This window comes from Bacillus cereus group sp. MYBK139-1 (assembly GCF_051916915.1).
Taxonomy (GTDB): Bacteria; Bacillota; Bacilli; order Bacillales; family Bacillaceae_G; genus Bacillus_A; species Bacillus_A pacificus.
Genome location: NZ_JBQAHO010000002.1, coordinates 898,156 through 916,775, shown reverse-complemented (window position 1 = coordinate 916,775; position 18,620 = coordinate 898,156). Strand labels below are relative to the sequence as shown.

Here is an 18,620-nt window from a genome sequence, read left to right as displayed (position 1 = left end):
ACCTAAAAAACGGAATAAAAAAGAGACTTTCTCATCCCCAAAAGGGACGAGAAAGTCTCCCGCGGTACCACCCTAGTAGATTCTATACGTATGTATACAATCCTCTTTATATTCTTAACGCGAATATACGCCTACGCTTACTCTATTTGTTCAGCGCGGAACTCCAGGGTGATATTCCCATTATCTCCTTATCCTGAGCTTACACCATCCTCAGTTCGCTATATAAGGTATGAAAAAGGTACTTATCCCTATCTTCGTTTTTCTTAATAAATATGTTGTTTAAAATTATATGTAATAATGAGAAAAACGTCAAGCTTACACTGTTTCTTCTTTTTTCAACAGCTCGTCTACTTCGTCTTCTAACTCAATTAGTTTATCCCAATCATCGTTGTTTAACATTTCAAGCTGTGTTTCTAATAACATACGGAAACGAGTGCGGAATACTTTCGCTTGTTTCTTTAGCTCTTCAATATCAAAAGCAACTTTTCTTGATTTTACTAAAGCTTCGTTAATAATACGGTCTGCATTCTTTTCAGCTTCACGTACGATTAATTTTGCCTCTTTTTGCGCATTACGTTTTACTTCTTCCGCCGCTTCTTGTGCAACAACGATAGATTTGTTTAACGTATCTTCAATATTAGAGAAATGATCTAACTTCCCTTCTAATTGCGCAACTTGTTCTTCTAAAGCTTTTTTCTCACGAATGACTAATTCATAATCTTTGATAATTTGATCAAGAAACTCATTTACTTGATCCTCATCATAGCCACGGAATCCGCGACCAAATTCTTTGTTATGAATATCTAATGGTGTTAACGGCACAACGCCACCTCCAAGTAGTTATCTAAATTTCCTCTTTCAATTATATCTTTTCTTCGACAAAATAGGAGGATTTCCTTCTAAAAAACCAATCATTTTAGTATACCATACAAAATTCTCCATTTGTCGCGCTTTGTTCTACCTTCTACAGAAAACAATTTACTGCGTCCATATCCTCTCACTGAAAAAACATCTCCTGGATAACATTCATAAGAGGTTTGCTCCACTGTTTTCCAATTCACTTTTACTAAACCATTTTTTATGAAAGGTTGTACTTTTTGCCTAGATATATGTAACATTTCAGCTAACATAACATCTAAACGAAGTGAAGAAACTGTTCCGGATTTCTCCCCCCACGTTTCTTGTATCTGTAGAATTTTTTCCCCTTGCACTGGTGATAAGGAGACTTTCACTTTTCCTATAGATTGTAAGTTCATCTCAATATAAGATACAACTTCTTTCGCGACTACAATTTGGGCACGATCTTCTTGAAGCAAAATATCACCACATTTTTCTCTCGTTAAACCGAGAGACATAAATGTACCTAATATTTGCCTATGCTCTAGCGTATAAAACTTGGAAGGATAGTCAATTTCCAATACTTCTACTTGAAATTCCTCTTCATTTACTACTAGATAGTCCGGATAAATGAGTGCTCTTTTGCGCTCTGCTTGAGACGTTGCACCATCAAACTGTACAGCAACATCTCCTTGTCCTATTACCATAGTGACAATTTGTTGTTGTCTTGGATCAAGAAAGTCTGTTAACTTCACTTGATGGTACTCCGCTGCTCGCTTCCACTCTAACACTTTATCCACAAAGACCACTTCATCAGGTCTAAAATGCTCGTAGATGCTCATGTATTTAACCTCTTACTATAAGAAATAGCCGAATAAAGTTACTAAACCACTTGTAGCAAGTCTCAACGCAAAAATCGCAACAAGTGGTGAGATGTCAATCATACCAAGCGGCGGAATAAATCTGCGAAATGGTTCTAAATACGGTTCACAAATACGGGCAAGAAAATCTCCGAAAGTTGATTCCTTTGCACCTGGGAACCATGATAGGAGAATGTAAATAATAAGTGCCCACGAGTAAATCTCGATAGCAGTAACTAAAAGCCTTAAAACTGTTTCCATGGCGTATTACCACCTCTTTATATTTGTGTCTTCTTCTTCACCGAATAACTCTGAAATTGCACCAACTATATCTACATTTTCAGGCGTACACATAAATGTTTTCGGTCCTATTTTTTGAATGTCCCCGCCTATAGCGTATACAGTACCACTTAAAAAGTCAACGATACGTACAGCTTGATCCGTAGACATTCGTTGTAAATTAATCACAACAGCTCGTCTACCTTTTAAATGGTCCGCAATTCCTTGCGCTTCCGAATATGTGCGTGGTTCTAATAAAACAACTTTTGAAGATTGCTTCGCTGTTTCAATGCTCACAACATTTTGTTTCGTTTGCGCTTTTGGAAACGTAACATCTTGTTGTTCTGGCGGATCTTGCTGCTTCTTCATGTCTGTTTGCTCCTTTTCATAACTATATTGAGCTGCTTCTTTTTCTTCAGGTGTATCAAAAAAGAAGTATTTTACTTTTGACCAACTCATAATAAGATTCTCCTTCCTTTTACGCTTTTCCTACTAAAATCGTCCCCAAACGAATATATGTAGCACCTTCTTCAATTGCAATGGTGTAATCATTAGACATTCCCATTGATAGTTCTTTACATGGCGCATGTAATAATTCTAACTCCTGCACCTCTGTTTGTAGCATACGTAATGTCTTAAAACAGCGTCTGATTTCTTCCTCTTCTTCTGTAAACGGAGCCATTGTCATTAGTCCAACCACTTCAATCTTATCCAATTCTTGCAAACTTTGAATAAAAGAAACGGTTTCTTCTATTGCCAATCCTTGCTTTGATTCTTCAGATGATGTTTTCACTTGAATAAAACATTTCACTTTCTTATCCGCACGTTTTTGAATTTCTTTTGCAAGTGAAAGACGATCTAATGAATGTAAATAATCGATTTCATTAATGATTTCTTTTACTTTTCTCGTTTGTAATGATCCAATAAAATGCCAATTCACTTTTGAACCGAAATGTTCGTACTTCTGTAAGAAACCTTCATTTCTATTTTCACCTAAATCGATAATTCCTGCTTCAATTACTTCGTTTGTTTTTTCAATTCCTACCGTTTTTGTAACCGCAACGAGTTTAATATCTTGCAACGAACGTCCTGCTCGTGCGCAAGATTGTTTAATTGATTCGTTTACAGTTGTTAAATTTGTTTGTACTGTCACTTGCTTTCTTCCTCCTTAAAACCTATGAAACTCAACATTCTCCCCGTCTTACCTTGATCACGACGATGAGAGAAAAAGAGTTGCTCTTCACAGCTTGTACAAAGAGATGACATTACAATATTCTCTTCTTTTATACCTACTTGTAAACATAATATACGATTAATTTCTTTTAAATTAATTGCATACTGTCCGTCAGAAATTTTTTTATAAGGGACAGAACCGTTTACTACTTGCTCTGCTGCTGTTAACACTCGATCATCAACAACGTAACAACAAGATCCAATTGCTGGTCCAATCGCAACATGAATTTCATCACTTGAAATCCCTTCTGCATTCCATTTTTGAATCATTTCTTTTGCAATCTCTTTTACAGTCCCTTTCCATCCAGCATGCGCAAGTCCTATCATACCATGTGATGGTGCATAAAAATAGAGTGGAACACAATCCGCGTAACAAGATGTTAGAAGAACATCATTATTAGTCGTATAAATGCCATCTGTTTTTGAAATGCCGTCTTCATATGAATAAACGCCACTTCCTTTTTCCTGTTCTCCCACTTTTTCAACATGATGATCATGAACTTGTTCAGAGCAAATCCAGTTTTCTAATGGTTTTTGTAACTTATTTGCTAAAATGCGTCTATTTTCATGAACGTTCTCCGCAATATCATTCACATGTAATCCTAAATTCATCGCATGAAAGGAGTCCGTACTTACCCCACCATCTTTTGTCGTAAATCCAGCAGTAATGTTCCCAAGTTCTTTCCACGCTTGTAAATACAGTATACCGTCCACATATTTAAATGGCTCTCTCATAATAGCGGCTCCTTTTAATTAAAATAACATAAAAAAGCATGGTACTTCCTGTCTATTTTACCATACTTTTATTTTTTCATAATCCTAACAGAAAAAAAAGAGGAATTTGTAATATTCTTTATGAAATTGTCGGTGTTTGTATTGATTCTGTTACAGAATTAACAGAATTTACTCTAACAAGTATGACATCTTCCCCAATTTTCACAATTTCTTTCCAAGGAATTACAATTTCTATATCTTTCCCAAAGATCCCTAACATACGTGCCTGTTTGGAAATAATAATAGACTCGATTTTTCCTGTGTTCATATCGATTTCGATATCTCCAATATTACCCAGTCTTTTTCCGTCTGAAACATTTATTATATCTTTCATCTGTAATTCCGAAATTCGTATCACTTTCATCCTCTCCCTTATATATGACGAATCGAAAAAACATTGTTTCTCAAATGAACAGGAAGCACCCTCTTGCCAACCTCATATTATTTTCATTATATGAACACAGCTCCCCTACTATGAGCGCAAACAAACTATATGACATATAAAAAGGTTTCACCATAAATGGTGAAACCTTATCCTTGAATCGTTTTATTCATTTGTTTAATAGCTGATTTCTCTAAACGTGACACTTGCGCTTGAGAAATCCCAATTTCTTCTGCAACTTCCATTTGTGTTTTTCCTTGGAAGAAACGTTTTCGAATAATCATTTTTTCACGATCATTTAAACGCTTCATTCCTTCTTTTAGAGCTAACTCTTCAACCCACTGCTCGTCCTTTTGTTTTTCATCACTTAACTGATCCATAACAAAGATAGGATCTCCCCCATCGTTATAAATCGGCTCAAATAATGAAACTGGATCTTGAATTGCATCTAAAGCAAAAACAATTTCTTCATGAGTCACTTCAAGCACTTTTGCAATATCCATTGCTGTCGGTTCTTTTGAATTTTCTGCAATCAACTTTTCTCTTACTTGTAACGCTTTATACGCAATATCTCGTAAGGAGCGAGATACGCGAATCGGATTGTTATCACGCAAATATCTGCGTATTTCCCCAATAATCATCGGCACAGCATACGTTGAAAATTTTACATTTTGGCCTAAATCAAAGTTATCAATGGATTTCATAAGTCCGATACAACCAACTTGAAATAAATCGTCAACATATTCTCCTCTGTTATTAAATCTTTGGATGACGCTCAGTACAAGACGTAAGTTTCCATTCACTAATTTCTCTCTTGCGCTTATCTCTCCACTTTGCATTTCACGAAATAATTTACGCATTTCATCATTTTTTAGTACGGGAAGTTTAGCTGTATCAACACCGCAAATTTCTACTTTGTTTCTCGTCAAAGTGTTCCCTCCTATCGGGAGTTGCTGTACAGTGTAAAGTATTTCCTTTGAAGGGGATTTTATGCATGCGGTTTTCTCTTCATTTTTCATTTTAGTTGTCCTTCCTCATACAACTAAAGAGAATAAGACCAGCCTAGATAACGGCTGGTCTTACTCTTTACACCATTTTATTAAATTCTTTTCGTAATCTTTTTATGATTCTTTTTTCTAAACGCGAAATGTATGACTGTGAAATCCCAAGCATATCCGCTACATCTTTTTGCGTCTTTTCCTCTCCTCCAGCAAGCCCAAACCGAAGTTCCATAATTTGTTTTTCACGATCATTTAATTGATGTAATGCTTTCATTAGAAGATGACGATCCACAGTTGCTTCTAAATCTTTTGTAATAATATCATCGTCTGTACCTAATACATCTGATAATAAAAGTTCGTTTCCATCCCAATCGATGTTAAGTGGTTCATCAAAAGAAACTTCTGAACGATTTTTATTATTCCTGCGCAAATGCATTAAAATTTCATTTTCGATACAACGTGAGGCATATGTTGCTAATTTTATTTTCTTTTCTGGATTAAATGTATTTACCGCTTTAATAAGACCAATTGTTCCAATGCTAATCAAATCTTCAATATTTATCCCTGTATTTTCAAATTTTCTTGCTATATATACGACTAGCCGTAAGTTGCGTTCAATCAGTAACGATCTTGCCGCCTGATCTCCTTTTGGCAATTTATTTAAAAGAACTTCCTCTTCTTCTTTCGTTAACGGCGGTGGTAACGCTTCACTTCCACCAATGTAATAAATTTCATCGGTCTTAATTCCTAATTTCAGCAATACTTTATACCAAAGGTATACTAAATAAAATTTTAATTTCATCATATTATCCCGCCTCCCATTATTAAGCAATTACCATTTTTTGTGAAATTAACATTTTCGGATGCAAAATACATTGATACTCTCCATTGGTTGACAACTGTTGTGTATTTAACCCAATCAATACTTTGTTCACAACAATAGAACTTCCTTCATGATAAATTTGTACACTGTCTGGCTTAATTGCCCATAAAAATTGACTTTCTACTCCCACTGCTCGGAAAGGAATTAAGCGTAATTTTGTCGCCCACCCAGAATCATTTTCTGGTATTTGAGGAATTTCTGTTTTGGAATAAATTTGTTCTGTTAACCAAGCTGGCAAACAATGTTCTAACGATGAAATATGCATAATCATAACAGGTGTTTTCGTTAACGGGTCGTAAAGTTGATTTCCACTATCAATTAAGCCTGCAAGTTCTAGCTCCTCTTCAGCTAATTGAACTTTCAATTTCACAATTTGATCATAGTGTATTTTTGTAACCTCTACGCTTTCAATCCGCTTTTTAGAAAAATAATAAATGACTGGAAAACCAAAAATAACAAACAACCAGCTAATTGGGTCACCGTAAGAAATTGATTGAGATTGAACCAACCCATTTACCATTTCATTCGTTTGCAAAAAGAAATGAGTGCCCATTAACCCTCCGCCAACCATAAAGGTTACAAAGTAAAAAGTAAAAACAGTTTGTGCATAATTTCTAAATGTTGTAAACCCAAATGCTGTATACACAATAAGTAACGAGTACAGTAGTTTCATAATTGGATGTGTCATCACAGAAGCAAAAGGAGTAAAGGCAAAAATAACAATGGTTGAACCTATCAATGCCCCTAACACAAGCCTCCATCTTTTGATCTTCTTTTTTAACACGGTAGCTGTTAATAAAAGTAAAAGAAAATCAATGCAGGCGTTTAACAACCAAACAACGTCGGCGTAAACAACCAAACAATTCACCTCTTTTTTTAAGTTGAGACTAGTATAATGCATATCCAATAGGAAAGTGTGTCAATTTGCGGAGGTGTTTTTTTGTTATTTTGTGCTTTCTAGACATAATCTGTCGGTAAAAAATAAAAGTATATGTTTCATAGAATGCTATATTTTTTTCTTACATATAAAGTGAAACTTTAATCAGTGGGGGTTTTCTTCATCCCCCACTGATTATTAGCCCTCACCAATCGGGCTTTTATGGGCAGCCCGACCCCCACCTAACTTCTTTGCTTTCGCTGAATTTTGAGGTGGGGTCTTACTGCCCATTAAAGCGGGATAAAGTGAAACCTTAATCTGTACGCACCAATTGGGCTACCCAGCAAAGAGCGGAATAAATTACAATAAAAAAAGACCTGCTTAGCAGATCTTTTCCCTGTATAAAACAAAAAAGGAGCATAAATGCTCCTTTTCTTTTATCGTCTACGACGATTACGTAAGAATGCTGGAATATCGATATCATCTGAATCTGAATGACGCTCATGTACAACCGGCTCTTCACGCTTCATTTCACGTTTTACTTCACGTTGTTTTGGTGGTTGAGCTACTGGCTGTTGCTGTTGTTGCGTGTGATTCACATTCGGACGGATAATTGGTTTTGGTGGTTGAGTTGCAATTGTATCATCAAAACCAGTTGCAATTACAGTTACAACGATATCATCTTTTAATCCTTCATTAATAACCGAACCGAAGATCATATTTACTTCTGGATCTGATGCTGAAGCTACAATGTCTGCCGCTTCTTGTACTTCATATAAGCTTAAGTTGGCTCCACCCGTAATGTTCATGATAACACCTTGAGCTCCATCAATAGATGTTTCTAATAATGGACTAGAAATCGCTTTTTTCGCAGCTTCAGCAGCACGATTTTCTCCATTACCAGAACCAATACCCATTAAAGCAGAACCTCTATTAGACATAATTGTCTTTACGTCTGCGAAGTCTAAGTTAATTAAACCTGGTGTTGCAATTAAATCAGAAATACCTTGAACACCTTGACGTAATACGTTATCTGCTTCACGGAATGCCTCTAACATTGGCGTGTTTTTATCAACAATCTCTAATAAGCGATCGTTTGGAATTACAATAAGTGTGTCTACATTTTCTTTAAATGCCGCAATACCAGATGCCGCTTGTGTCGCACGCTTACGTCCTTCAAATGTAAATGGACGTGTTACAACACCAACTGTTAATGCACCTAATTCTTTTGCCACTTGAGCAACAACTGGAGCTGCACCAGTTCCAGTTCCGCCGCCCATACCAGCAGTTACGAATACCATATCAGCACCACGAAGTGCTTCTTGGATCTGTTCTTTACTTTCTTCTGCAGCTTTTTTCCCTACTTCAGGGTTTGCACCTGCACCAAGTCCACGTGTTAATTTTCCACCAATTTGCATTTTCGTTTCAGCTTTTGATAGATTTAATGCTTGTGCATCAGTATTCACAGCGATAAAGTCTACACCTTGTACACCGTGTTCAATCATACGGTTTACAGCATTGTTTCCGCCACCGCCGACACCGATAACTTTTATATTCGCTAATTGATCTTGAGTAGTATCAAACTCTAACATGTCGAAATCCCCCTAGAACCTCATTTTTCGTGTCCAATTTTAATCCCATAAATAACGGAATACACGTTTTACTTTTGACATCATACGGTCATCATTTTGATTATTATTGTTTTGATTACGCGTTTTTTGTTTCGCAGGTTGCTGTTGTACCGGCGTTGGAGCTGGTGCTGGTACTGGTTCAAAATGCTCTTGTTTTTCCTGCACATTTTTCCCACGCAACTTAGCTTTTTGATAAGAATGTTTAATTAATCCTACTCCACTTGTATATTGGGGCTCACGCACGCCAATATAATCAGGAGTTGCTATACGAACATTTTCATGTAAAATATCATATGCAAGATCAAGAACACCTGGCATAGAAGCAATTCCACCAGTTAGTACATAACCAGAAGCTACTTGCTTTACTCCTAACTTACGCACTTCATCTTGAACAAACATTAAAATTTCCTCTACACGAGCCTCTATTATATCCGATAATTCCAACTGAGAATATTGTTCTGTTTGATCGCTTCCCATAATAGGAACCGTAAACATCTCTTCTTCAGACGCTGTATCATAAAAAGCATGTCCATATTTCAACTTAATTTGATCTGCATTTTCTGTTGAAGTTTTCAACCCAATCGCAATATCCTTCGTTATATGGTCTCCACCTAATGGTAATACGCTCGTCGCTTGTAACTCTCCATCTTTAAAAATAGATAAAGTTGTAGATCCTCCCCCCATATCAACAAGGGCTACTCCTCTATTTTTTTCATCTGAAGATATAGCAACTGTTGCAGCCGCTAAAGGTTGAAGACAAATATCAACAATTTCAAGACCTGCTTTTTCTACACAACGAAGTAGGTTATGTAGTAAAGTTCTTGAGCCTGTAATAAGTGTACCTTCCATTTCTAATCTTACACCGATCATCCCGCGCGGATCGTTAATCTCGTCAAGACCGTCTACAATGAACTGTCGAGGTACCACATCAATAAACTCACGTTCTGGAGCAATTGACACAACTTGTGCTGCATCTAGAACGCGTAAGACATCTTCATTCCCGATTTCACGATCTTCATTTGAAACAGCGACTACTCCGTGACAAGGAAGTAGCTGTACCTGGTTTGCATTGACACCTACTACAACTTGCTCAATGTGGATTCCCACCATGCGCTCAGCTTGTTCAATTGCTTTTTTAATTGATCGAACAGTCTCGTCTATATCAACTATCGATCCCTTCTTTAAACCATTTGATTTTACATTTCCAACACCAATAATGTTTAAGCTGTCATTAACCATTTCACCAATGATGACTTTAACATTGGATGTACCGATGTCAAGACTAACATATATTTCATTGCTGTTCATTCTTTGGCACCTCCTTCTTTATTTATACCATACAACTCAATATATGGAACAACAATCGCAACTTTACTATTTATAAGAAAAATATTCAACGTCTTTATACGTTTCCCTTTTTTAACCCTATATTTTTCTTATTTTTATTTAACATTCATTTAAGAATATCGCAGTAAACTGTGAATAACTGCTTATCTTGAAATAATTCTATTTCAAGTGTAAAGATTACCGCCAAGTATAAGTCTACACTAAGATGTACTCATAGAAAAGTGAAACTTGTACCAATCCTAGTATGAATCTAAGAATTTTTACATATTTTTCATCAAATGAACCATTCTTGTAAATTCAGATACATCAAACCGAACGTATGTCCCTTAATTACGTTTATACAATTATAAAAAATGCTATTTTACTGTTCCTTTTCTTCACCATCTAAATATTTAAGGTATGCTCCTACCTCTAAATGAATTAGAGCTTTTCTACCTGGTTCAATTTGCTTTATCATTAGTGGATAAGCTTCCATACGTTTTGCGAAATTTTGAATCGTAGTGCTCACTTCATACCCTTCATTCATATATAAAGTAAGGTGGTCTTCATTCGCATTTGTCGGTGAATAACGAATTTCAGAAATAGACCTTAAAATAGTTGGTGTTAGTTTTTCAAGCTCAGCAATTAACTCCTTCATTTTCTCCTCTTTAAAAGGTTCAAAAATTGGCGCTGCAACAGGAAGTTTTCCGTTCGGGAGTACATCAAGTGTTTTCCCGTTCTCTAATAACGGTTGTAATTTCCCATCTTTGTTTATATAACCAATCGTTAAATATTCTTCAATATGAACGTCAATTTTATTTGGAAAACGCTTCTTTACATTTACTGCTTTAATTTCTTTTCGTTTCGTTAAGTTTTCTTCTGCTTTATGTGCTGTCACTCGGAAATAACTTGTATCATATGTCACACCTGATTCCTTCATCACTTGTTCATCTGTCATATAATGATTTCCAAACACGCTTATCTTTTTTATATTGCTAAGCGGAGACCGAAAATAAATTAAAAAGAGCACTAATAAAAATAAAATTGATATGTATAAAATCAACCGATGATTAACATTTTTCTTGTTTTTTTTCTGCTGATTTTTTAACTTTGGTACACGATCCTGTAGTTTAATCACTTTACTATTTTTCATGTACGATCCCCCTACGTAACATAAAGAACGGCATGTTCCTCATGCCGTTCTTATCTTCTTATTATAACATAAATGATAATGAGCGGAACGAATAACCGTTATCTTCCAATGATTTCTACTTCTGTATGCATTTCTACGCTAAATTTATCCTTGATTGTTTGTTTTACTAATGCTATTAAAGATAATACATCTTGCGCGCTAGCTCCACCAGTATTAATAATGAAGTTCCCATGCATTTCAGAAATTTGAGCTCCACCTATTTGATAACCACGAAGCCCCGCCTTCTCTATTAAATCTCCTGCAAAGTATGGAATTGGATTCCGAAACACACTTCCTGCACAAGGGTGATTCCATGGCTGTGTTTCACGACGGTAATCTTTATTCTTTTGCATGACACTTACAATTCCCTCACGCTCTCCTATCTGTAATTGAAACTCAGCTTCCAAAACAATACCAGGGCGTTTCGTTTGCAATACAGATGTACGATAGGAAAACTCCATTTCTTCATGCGTTAACCAGTCAATTGTTCCATCTTCAAACAAAATAAGAGCTTTTGATAATATGTTTGATATATCCGATTTATGTGCTCCTGCATTCATATACACTGCACCGCCAACACTTCCTGGAATACCACTTGCGAACTCCAGACCAGCTAACCCTTGACGACTAAGTAAAGTTGATAATTTAATCAGGGGATACCCACCACCAACTCTTACTCTATGTTTTTCGACTTCTAAGTGGTCTAATCCTTCTCCTAAACGAATAACGACACCTTCTATACCCAGATCAGATACGAGAAGGTTCGAACCGCGACCAATTACAGTCCACTTTGTTTTATATTTCTTTACTAACTGCAACGTTTTTTCAATACTGGCAACATGCTTTGGCACAATTAAAATATCAGCTGGTCCACCTATTTTCATAGTTGTATAACGTGCTAACGGTTCATCCACTAACACACGACCAACATTTGCTTCTATAAGCTCATTTACTAATTGCTCCATAAACAATCTCCCCCATACTAAGCATCCTTATTACAGTAGTATGCAGGGCGTTCACCTAACGTTATTTTTTTACAAGCTTATTCATTACTTCATACAACTTATTTGCTGCATCTGGAATACCTAATTGCCCAGCAGCAAGCTTCATATTTTGTAATGTTTGTGCATCTAATAAAATCTCGTCAATATCACGAATAAGTGTTGCAGCTGTTAAATCTTTTTCAAGCAACATTTTTGCTGCTCCTTTATCGACAACAGAACGTGCATTTTTTTCCTGATGGTTATTTGTTACATAAGGACTCGGAATTAACACACTTGGCTTACCTAACGCTGTTAATTCTGCAAGTGTTGTTGCTCCAGCCCTTGAGACAACCAGGTCTACACCTGTAAGTACTTCTGGCATATTATGAATGAAAGGTTTAATAATAACATTATTCGGATTCCCTTTTTGCTTCACTGCATCCATCACTTTGTCGTAATGAACTTCACCTGTTACATACAATATTTCGTAACTTTTATTTCCAAACTGTTCAATTGCCTCTACGAAAGCATCGTTAATTGGTCTAGCCCCACGGCTGCCACCAAAAATAAGCACAGATTTTTTAGGAAGAGATAAACCTACTGAACGCTTTCCTTTCATTCCATTTTGATCCATTACTTCTGACGCTCTTGGGTTTCCTGTCATGACCACTTTTGACTGCGGAAAATGTTCTGCAGCCGCTTCAAAACAAACTGCAACTTTATCAACATAGCGGCTTAAAAATTTATTCGTTACACCAGGTACACTATTTTGTTCATGTACAATAGTTGGAATACCTAATTTTGCCGCAGCATATACAACAGGTCCACATACATATCCACCCGTTCCGATTACAATATCTGGATTAAAACGACGAATATATCGTTTACTATCTTGTACACCTTTTAGGAAGCGCATCACCGTTTTCACGTTATCTAACGATATTTTACGCTTAAATCCACTTATAACAATAGATTGAAACGGTATACCTGCTTTGGGCACGATTGTGCTCTCTAACCCATTCTCCGTACCAATATATAAAAACCTTGCTTCCGGATTTAATTTTTTTATTTCTCTTATTAAAGCAAGAGCCGGATAAATATGACCTCCAGTGCCCCCACCACTTACTAATACACGCACTACTAACTCCTCCGCTTCTCTTTTTCTTATTACAGTCGTATTTATTTCTATATACATATTGTTTCTTCGTACACATACGAAAAACCCTGTCTTATAAAACAGGGTTTAGTAGCGAGAATGGCGACTTATATTTAATAATACACCTACTGCCATTAACATTAATGTCAAACTTGATCCACCATAACTTAAAAACGGCAAAGTAATACCCGTAACAGGCATCAATCCTGTTACAACACCAACATTAATCATTACTTGAATCGCAATCATCGCCACAATACCTACTGCTAAAAACGTACCATATAAATCTGGCGCTCCTAAAGCTATACGAATCCCACGCCATAATAATAGACTAAATAATAATAACACAAATGAACCACCAATAAAACCTAATTCCTCGGATAAGATTGCAAATATAAAGTCTGTTTGCGGTTCAGGTAAATAAAGAAACTTTTGTCTACTTTGTCCAAGTCCAAGCCCGAATAATCCACCTGGTCCAATTGCGAGTAACGATTGAATAATTTGAAATCCACTTCCAAGCGGATCTGACCACGGGTCTAAATATGATGTAATACGTTTCATCCGATACGGTGCTGATGCAATTAGCCCTACAAATCCTGCTACACCAAGCAAACCAAACATTGCAAAGTGAAAGACCCTTGCTCCTGAGATAAATATCATAATGATACATGTCCCAACCATTACCGTTCCTGTACCAAGGTCCGGCTGTAACATAATCATTCCGAAAGCAAGAAATACAAAACCTAGAGCTGGTAGTAAACCACGTTTAAAAGAAGTAATTAATTTCTGTCGTTCCGCTAAAAATTTCGCTAAGAAAATAATCATCGCAAACTTCATAAATTCGGACGGTTGAATGGAAAATGCCCCGATTCCAATCCAACTTCGCGCTCCTCCTCGAACAAGACCTACTCCAGGAATAAGAACGAGAATAAGAAGAATGAAGCAAACTAGCAAAATTACTTTTGAATACGTACGCCACACCCAATAATCAATTTTCATAATAAAAAACATAGCCACTACACCAAGACCTGCGAATAGCAATTGCCTTTTTGCAAAAAAGAATGAGTCCCCCATTTTATAAGAGGCCCAAACTGCACTCGCACTATAAACCATAATCATTCCGATTGTTAACAACGCAAGTGTAACGATGATGAGAATAAAATCAGGCGTTTTCTTCATTACCCATAAACACCACCTCTTTAGGCAGAAACTTTTGCCCTATGTAACAAAACATCAGTAGGTGTTAGCCTACTGATGTTTTGATTTACTTTATATAAGTTTATGCACAGCTTGTATAAAAATGTCTCCTCTTTCTTCAAATGTTTTAAATTGATCCCAGCTTGCACATGCTGGAGAAAGAAGAATTACATCGCCATCTGTAGAATGAGCATAAGCTTTCACTACAGCTTCATCTAAAGTATCGACACTTTCAATTGTATCTAATCCCGCTTTTTCTGCAGCTCTTACTAATTTTGGAGCTGTTTGTCCAAATGTTACAATCGCTTTAACATTTTTGAAATACGGAATTAAATCATCGAATTCATTTCCACGATCCAGCCCACCTGCTAATAACACAGTCGGTTGTGTAAACGCAGATAAAGCTTTCTCTGTCGCTAACATATTCGTTGCTTTTGAGTCATTATAAAACTTACGGTTGTTTATAGTTGTTACATATTCTAAACGATGTTTTACACCTGTAAAACGTTTTAAAACTGCCGTAATCGCTTCATTAGAAACACCCAATAATTTTGCGATACTCATCGCTGCTAAAATATTTTCTAAATTATGTTGACCAGGTAAAACGATATCGCCTACTTCAACAACTTTTTCGCCTTTAAAATAAAGAGCATTATCTTTTATGCACGCACCATCTTCAATTTCTTTCGTTGTTGAGAACAGTACTTTTTGACCTTTACTATAAGCAGATAAAGCCATCACATCTGCATCATCTGCATTTATTACACTATAATCATTTTCTGTTTGGTTTTTAAAAATATTTGCTTTTGCTAAGCCATATTCTTTTTTCGTCCCATGATAATCTAAATGGGCCTCAAATAAATTTAAAAACGCAGCAATTTTAGGTTGGAACAATTCTACTCCCATCAATTGGAACGATGAAAGCTCTGTAACTACAACTTCATTTTCTTTTGCATCCTGTGCTACTTCACACGCAACAGTTCCAATGTTCCCTGCAATTACGGGATGCTTTTGTCCTTCTTTTAGCATTTCAAATGTAAGCATTGTCGTCGTCGTTTTACCGTTAGACCCCGTAATCCCAACAAATGGTGCTTCTGAAATACGATATGCTAATTCAACTTCCGTAACAATTGGAATTTGCTTTTCTTTCGCAGCAACTAATATTGGATTAGAATACGGGATTCCTGGATTTTTTACTACAAGAGAAATATTTCTCTCTAATAATTCTAAAGGATGACCACCGCATACAACATCCATTCCTTTTGCTTGTAATTCTGCAGCAAGTACATTCTCTGCTAAAGGCTTTCCGTCATTTACAATAACATTTGCCCCTAACTTTTGTAACAATGTAGCTGCTGCATAACCACTTTTTGCAATGCCTAATACAAGAATATTCTTATTTTGAAATTCAGTTACAGTTTTCAATTACATCCACACCCCGATATAAATTCCTAACACAGCTAATAAAAATCCTACAGACCAAAACGTCACAACAACACGCCATTCTGACCAACCACATAATTCATAATGATGGTGTAATGGACTCATTTTAAAGACACGTTTTCCTGTTGTTTTAAACGAAATAACCTGAATAATAACCGATAAAGTTTCCATTACGAATACTCCGCCAATGATTACAAGTAGCAATTCTTGTTTTAATAAAATTGCTACAGCTGCAATGGCTCCACCTAAAGCTAATGAACCTGTATCTCCCATAAACACTTTTGCTGGATTCGCATTGAATACTAAAAATCCAAGTACAGCTCCTACAACTGCCATACAGAATATCGCTACTCCAAATTGCTCTTGTGCCACAGCAATAATACTAAATGCTCCAAATGCAATAGCAGCTGTTCCTGATAATAAACCATCTAAACCGTCAGTTAAGTTAACTGCATTTGATCCACCAATAAGCATAAATAGTACAAGTACAAAATACGCCCAACCTAATTCAAACTTAACATCCGTTCCCGGAATCATGATGTATGTGTGGAACGCTTGCCCTTTTCCAATTAAAAAGAACGCAATAGCAATAACAAGCTGACCTACTAATTTTTGTTTTGATGTTAAACCAAGATTTCTCTTCTTAACTACCTTTATGTAGTCATCTAAAAATCCAATCAATCCGTAACCAAATGTCACTAATAGTAATAACGATACCTCTGCACCTAAATGATTAAACTTAATCGCCATAATAAGTGAAGTTACCATCATAGATACGTATATGACGATACCACCCATTGTCGGTGTCCCTGATTTTTTTTGATGTGATTTTGGTCCCTCATCACGAATACTCTGTCCGAACTTTAATTTTCTTAAAAATGGAATAAACAATGGCGAAAGGGCAACAGAAATTAAGAATGCTACCCCAGCCGTTACTAATAAACCTTGCTCAAGCACATGTAGTCCTCCTCTCACGTTGTTACTCTTCGTTGTTTAAACGCTCTGTAATTGCTTCTTTAGCGATTTCACGATCGTCAAAATGATGAACATCTTTACCAATAATTTGATATGTTTCATGACCCTTACCAGCAATAATGATGATATCTTCAGCTTTTGCGTTAGCAATTGCATGGTATATCGCTTCTTTTCTATCAATAATTACTTTATAATTATTTCCATTTGCACCATGTACCATATCATCTAAAATAGCTCCTGGCTCTTCACTTCTTGGATTATCTGAAGTGTAAATGGCGTGAGTTGCATATCGTGTTGCAACACTTGCCATGATTGGTCTCTTCGTTCTATCTCTATCACCGCCACAACCGACGATGCAATATACGTCACCTTTTGCAAACTGTTTTGCTGTTTTCAATACATTTTCTAAGCTATCTGGTGTATGTGCATAATCAACAATAACTGTATAATTTTGTCCACCATCAACTACTTCAAAACGTCCTGGAACTCCAGCTAGTTCCTTTATTACATCAATGATTGTTTCTAAACTTACACCAGAAACAAGTCCTGCCGCTGTCGCAGCTAGTACGTTATATACATTAAATTTCCCAATTAATTTCATCGTAACATTTACACTCTCATACGGTGTTACAAGCGTAAATGTAGTTCCACCACTTGTCATAACGATATCTTTGGCCATAACATCACTTGTTGTATCAATTCCATACGTTACAACAGTTGCTGCAGTACTTCTCATATATTCCGCTGTTACAGCATCATCGTTATTCAATACCGCGTATTTTTCACGATTATGATTATAACTATTGCCAAGTTGCGCAAATAGCAACCCTTTTGCATGTTTATATTCTTCCATCGTTTTATGATAGTCTAAATGATCTTGTGTTAAATTTGTAAACACTGCTACATCGTAATCACATCCGTGTACACGGCCAAGATCTAAAGCATGTGACGAAACTTCCATTACTGTGCTATCCACACCGTGTTCAACCATTTTTGCAAACGTCTGTTGAAGTGTTAGTGCATCTGGTGTTGTATTTTTCACCTCAAATGTTTCATCACCGATTTTCATATTAATCGTTCCAATTAGCCCCGTTTTATGACCATGTGCGCGCATAATCTCATCCATAATATGCGATGTTGTTGTCTTTCCATTTGTACCTGTAATACCGATTAAATGTAACTTGTGTGTTGGTTGACCATAAAAATAATCAGCTAAAACCGCTAACGAACGAAAAGTATTTTTCACAAGTACAACTGGAACGTCAACATCAATTGGTCTTTCCGCAACAATAGCAGCCGCTCCTTGTGCCGCTGCTTGCTTAGCAAAATCATGGCTATCAACCGTATATCCTTTCATACATACAAATAAGCTTCCTTCTTTCACTTTACGTGAATCAGCTTCTATAGATGTGATTTCTGGATTTTCTTTTGGAACAACTGGAAAATCATGCAAACATGATACAAGTGTATGCAACTTCATTTCACTAAACCCTCTCTACATTGTGTATTTATCTCTTTTATTAATAAGCAACACGCTACCTCCTAATTATATAAAATAGGAGGTAAGTGCCACTCTGTCTAATAAATAGAC

The 18,620-nt window shown here is 36.3% G+C and carries 19 protein-coding genes and 1 other annotated feature; all 19 genes read right to left on the bottom strand.

What is annotated here, in order from left to right; all coding sequences use genetic code 11:
- Positions 1-39: 39 nt before the first annotated feature.
- Positions 40-264, bottom strand: a binding site (T-box leader).
- Between the two features lie 51 nt (positions 265-315).
- Positions 316-822 (bottom strand): septum site-determining protein DivIVA, encoded by a 507-nt coding sequence (gene divIVA / locus ACTFRS_RS16030; protein ID WP_001131612.1) that lies wholly within the window; start codon positions 820-822, stop codon positions 316-318.
- 89 nt (positions 823-911) lie between these two features.
- Complete coding sequence (locus ACTFRS_RS16025; RefSeq protein WP_000029728.1) at positions 912-1,679, bottom strand: RNA-binding protein; 768 nt, start codon at positions 1,677-1,679, stop codon at positions 912-914.
- A gap of 15 nt (positions 1,680-1,694) precedes the next feature.
- Positions 1,695-1,958 carry a YggT family protein gene (locus tag ACTFRS_RS16020; protein ID WP_000450919.1) on the bottom strand — a complete coding sequence of 88 codons (264 nt, stop codon included), beginning with the start codon at positions 1,956-1,958 and terminating at the stop codon, positions 1,695-1,697.
- Between the two features lie 6 nt (positions 1,959-1,964).
- On the bottom strand, positions 1,965-2,435 hold the full coding sequence (locus ACTFRS_RS16015; RefSeq protein WP_000119138.1) for a cell division protein SepF: 471 nt from the start codon (positions 2,433-2,435) through the stop codon (positions 1,965-1,967).
- A gap of 19 nt (positions 2,436-2,454) precedes the next feature.
- Positions 2,455-3,129 (bottom strand): YggS family pyridoxal phosphate-dependent enzyme, encoded by a 675-nt coding sequence (locus tag ACTFRS_RS16010; RefSeq protein WP_016718318.1) that lies wholly within the window; start codon positions 3,127-3,129, stop codon positions 2,455-2,457.
- The gene (pgeF, locus tag ACTFRS_RS16005) at positions 3,126-3,944 is read right to left on the bottom strand and encodes a peptidoglycan editing factor PgeF (RefSeq protein WP_139866923.1); all 819 of its coding nucleotides are present in this window, start codon (positions 3,942-3,944) and stop codon (positions 3,126-3,128) included. Before pgeF ends, ACTFRS_RS16010 begins: the two co-directional genes overlap by 4 nt.
- A 118-nt stretch (positions 3,945-4,062) precedes the next feature.
- Entirely contained in the window at positions 4,063-4,347 is a 285-nt protein-coding gene (locus tag ACTFRS_RS16000; protein ID WP_014893538.1) for a YlmC/YmxH family sporulation protein, read from the bottom strand.
- 167 nt (positions 4,348-4,514) lie between these two features.
- Complete coding sequence (gene sigG / locus ACTFRS_RS15995) at positions 4,515-5,294, bottom strand: RNA polymerase sporulation sigma factor SigG (RefSeq protein ID WP_000197753.1); 780 nt, start codon at positions 5,292-5,294, stop codon at positions 4,515-4,517.
- 157 nt (positions 5,295-5,451) lie between these two features.
- Positions 5,452-6,171, bottom strand: a complete 720-nt coding sequence (gene sigE / locus ACTFRS_RS15990) for an RNA polymerase sporulation sigma factor SigE (protein ID WP_000976948.1) — start codon at positions 6,169-6,171, stop codon at positions 5,452-5,454.
- 19 nt (positions 6,172-6,190) lie between these two features.
- A complete protein-coding gene (spoIIGA, locus tag ACTFRS_RS15985) occupies positions 6,191-7,108 on the bottom strand; it encodes a sigma-E processing peptidase SpoIIGA (RefSeq protein ID WP_242293326.1) in 918 nt (305 codons plus the stop codon).
- 455 nt (positions 7,109-7,563) lie between these two features.
- Entirely contained in the window at positions 7,564-8,718 is a 1,155-nt protein-coding gene (ftsZ, locus tag ACTFRS_RS15980) for a cell division protein FtsZ (protein WP_000888991.1), read from the bottom strand.
- A gap of 39 nt (positions 8,719-8,757) precedes the next feature.
- Positions 8,758-10,065: a cell division protein FtsA gene (ftsA, locus tag ACTFRS_RS15975; RefSeq protein WP_001087553.1), complete on the bottom strand. Its 1,308-nt coding sequence runs from the start codon at positions 10,063-10,065 to the stop codon at positions 8,758-8,760.
- A 400-nt stretch (positions 10,066-10,465) separates the two neighbouring features.
- On the bottom strand, positions 10,466-11,236 hold the full coding sequence (gene divIB / locus ACTFRS_RS15970; RefSeq protein ID WP_000798234.1) for a cell division protein DivIB: 771 nt from the start codon (positions 11,234-11,236) through the stop codon (positions 10,466-10,468).
- Positions 11,237-11,334: 98 nt separating this feature from the next.
- Positions 11,335-12,240, bottom strand: a complete 906-nt coding sequence (murB, locus tag ACTFRS_RS15965; protein ID WP_139866919.1) for a UDP-N-acetylmuramate dehydrogenase — start codon at positions 12,238-12,240, stop codon at positions 11,335-11,337.
- A 61-nt stretch (positions 12,241-12,301) separates the two neighbouring features.
- Positions 12,302-13,396, bottom strand: coding sequence for an undecaprenyldiphospho-muramoylpentapeptide beta-N-acetylglucosaminyltransferase (gene murG, locus ACTFRS_RS15960; protein ID WP_139866917.1), 1,095 nt, complete (start codon positions 13,394-13,396; stop codon positions 12,302-12,304).
- Positions 13,397-13,501: 105 nt separating this feature from the next.
- Positions 13,502-14,593, bottom strand: a complete 1,092-nt coding sequence (gene spoVE, locus ACTFRS_RS15955) for a stage V sporulation protein E (protein ID WP_000753510.1) — start codon at positions 14,591-14,593, stop codon at positions 13,502-13,504.
- Between the two features lie 90 nt (positions 14,594-14,683).
- Positions 14,684-16,036, bottom strand: a complete 1,353-nt coding sequence (gene murD / locus ACTFRS_RS15950; protein ID WP_000860122.1) for a UDP-N-acetylmuramoyl-L-alanine--D-glutamate ligase — start codon at positions 16,034-16,036, stop codon at positions 14,684-14,686.
- Positions 16,037-17,011, bottom strand: coding sequence for a phospho-N-acetylmuramoyl-pentapeptide-transferase (gene mraY, locus ACTFRS_RS15945; protein WP_000893058.1), 975 nt, complete (start codon positions 17,009-17,011; stop codon positions 16,037-16,039). It abuts the gene before it with no gap.
- Positions 17,012-17,033: 22 nt separating this feature from the next.
- Entirely contained in the window at positions 17,034-18,509 is a 1,476-nt protein-coding gene (gene murE / locus ACTFRS_RS15940) for a UDP-N-acetylmuramoyl-L-alanyl-D-glutamate--2,6-diaminopimelate ligase (protein WP_139866915.1), read from the bottom strand.
- Positions 18,510-18,620: the final 111 nt, after the last annotated feature.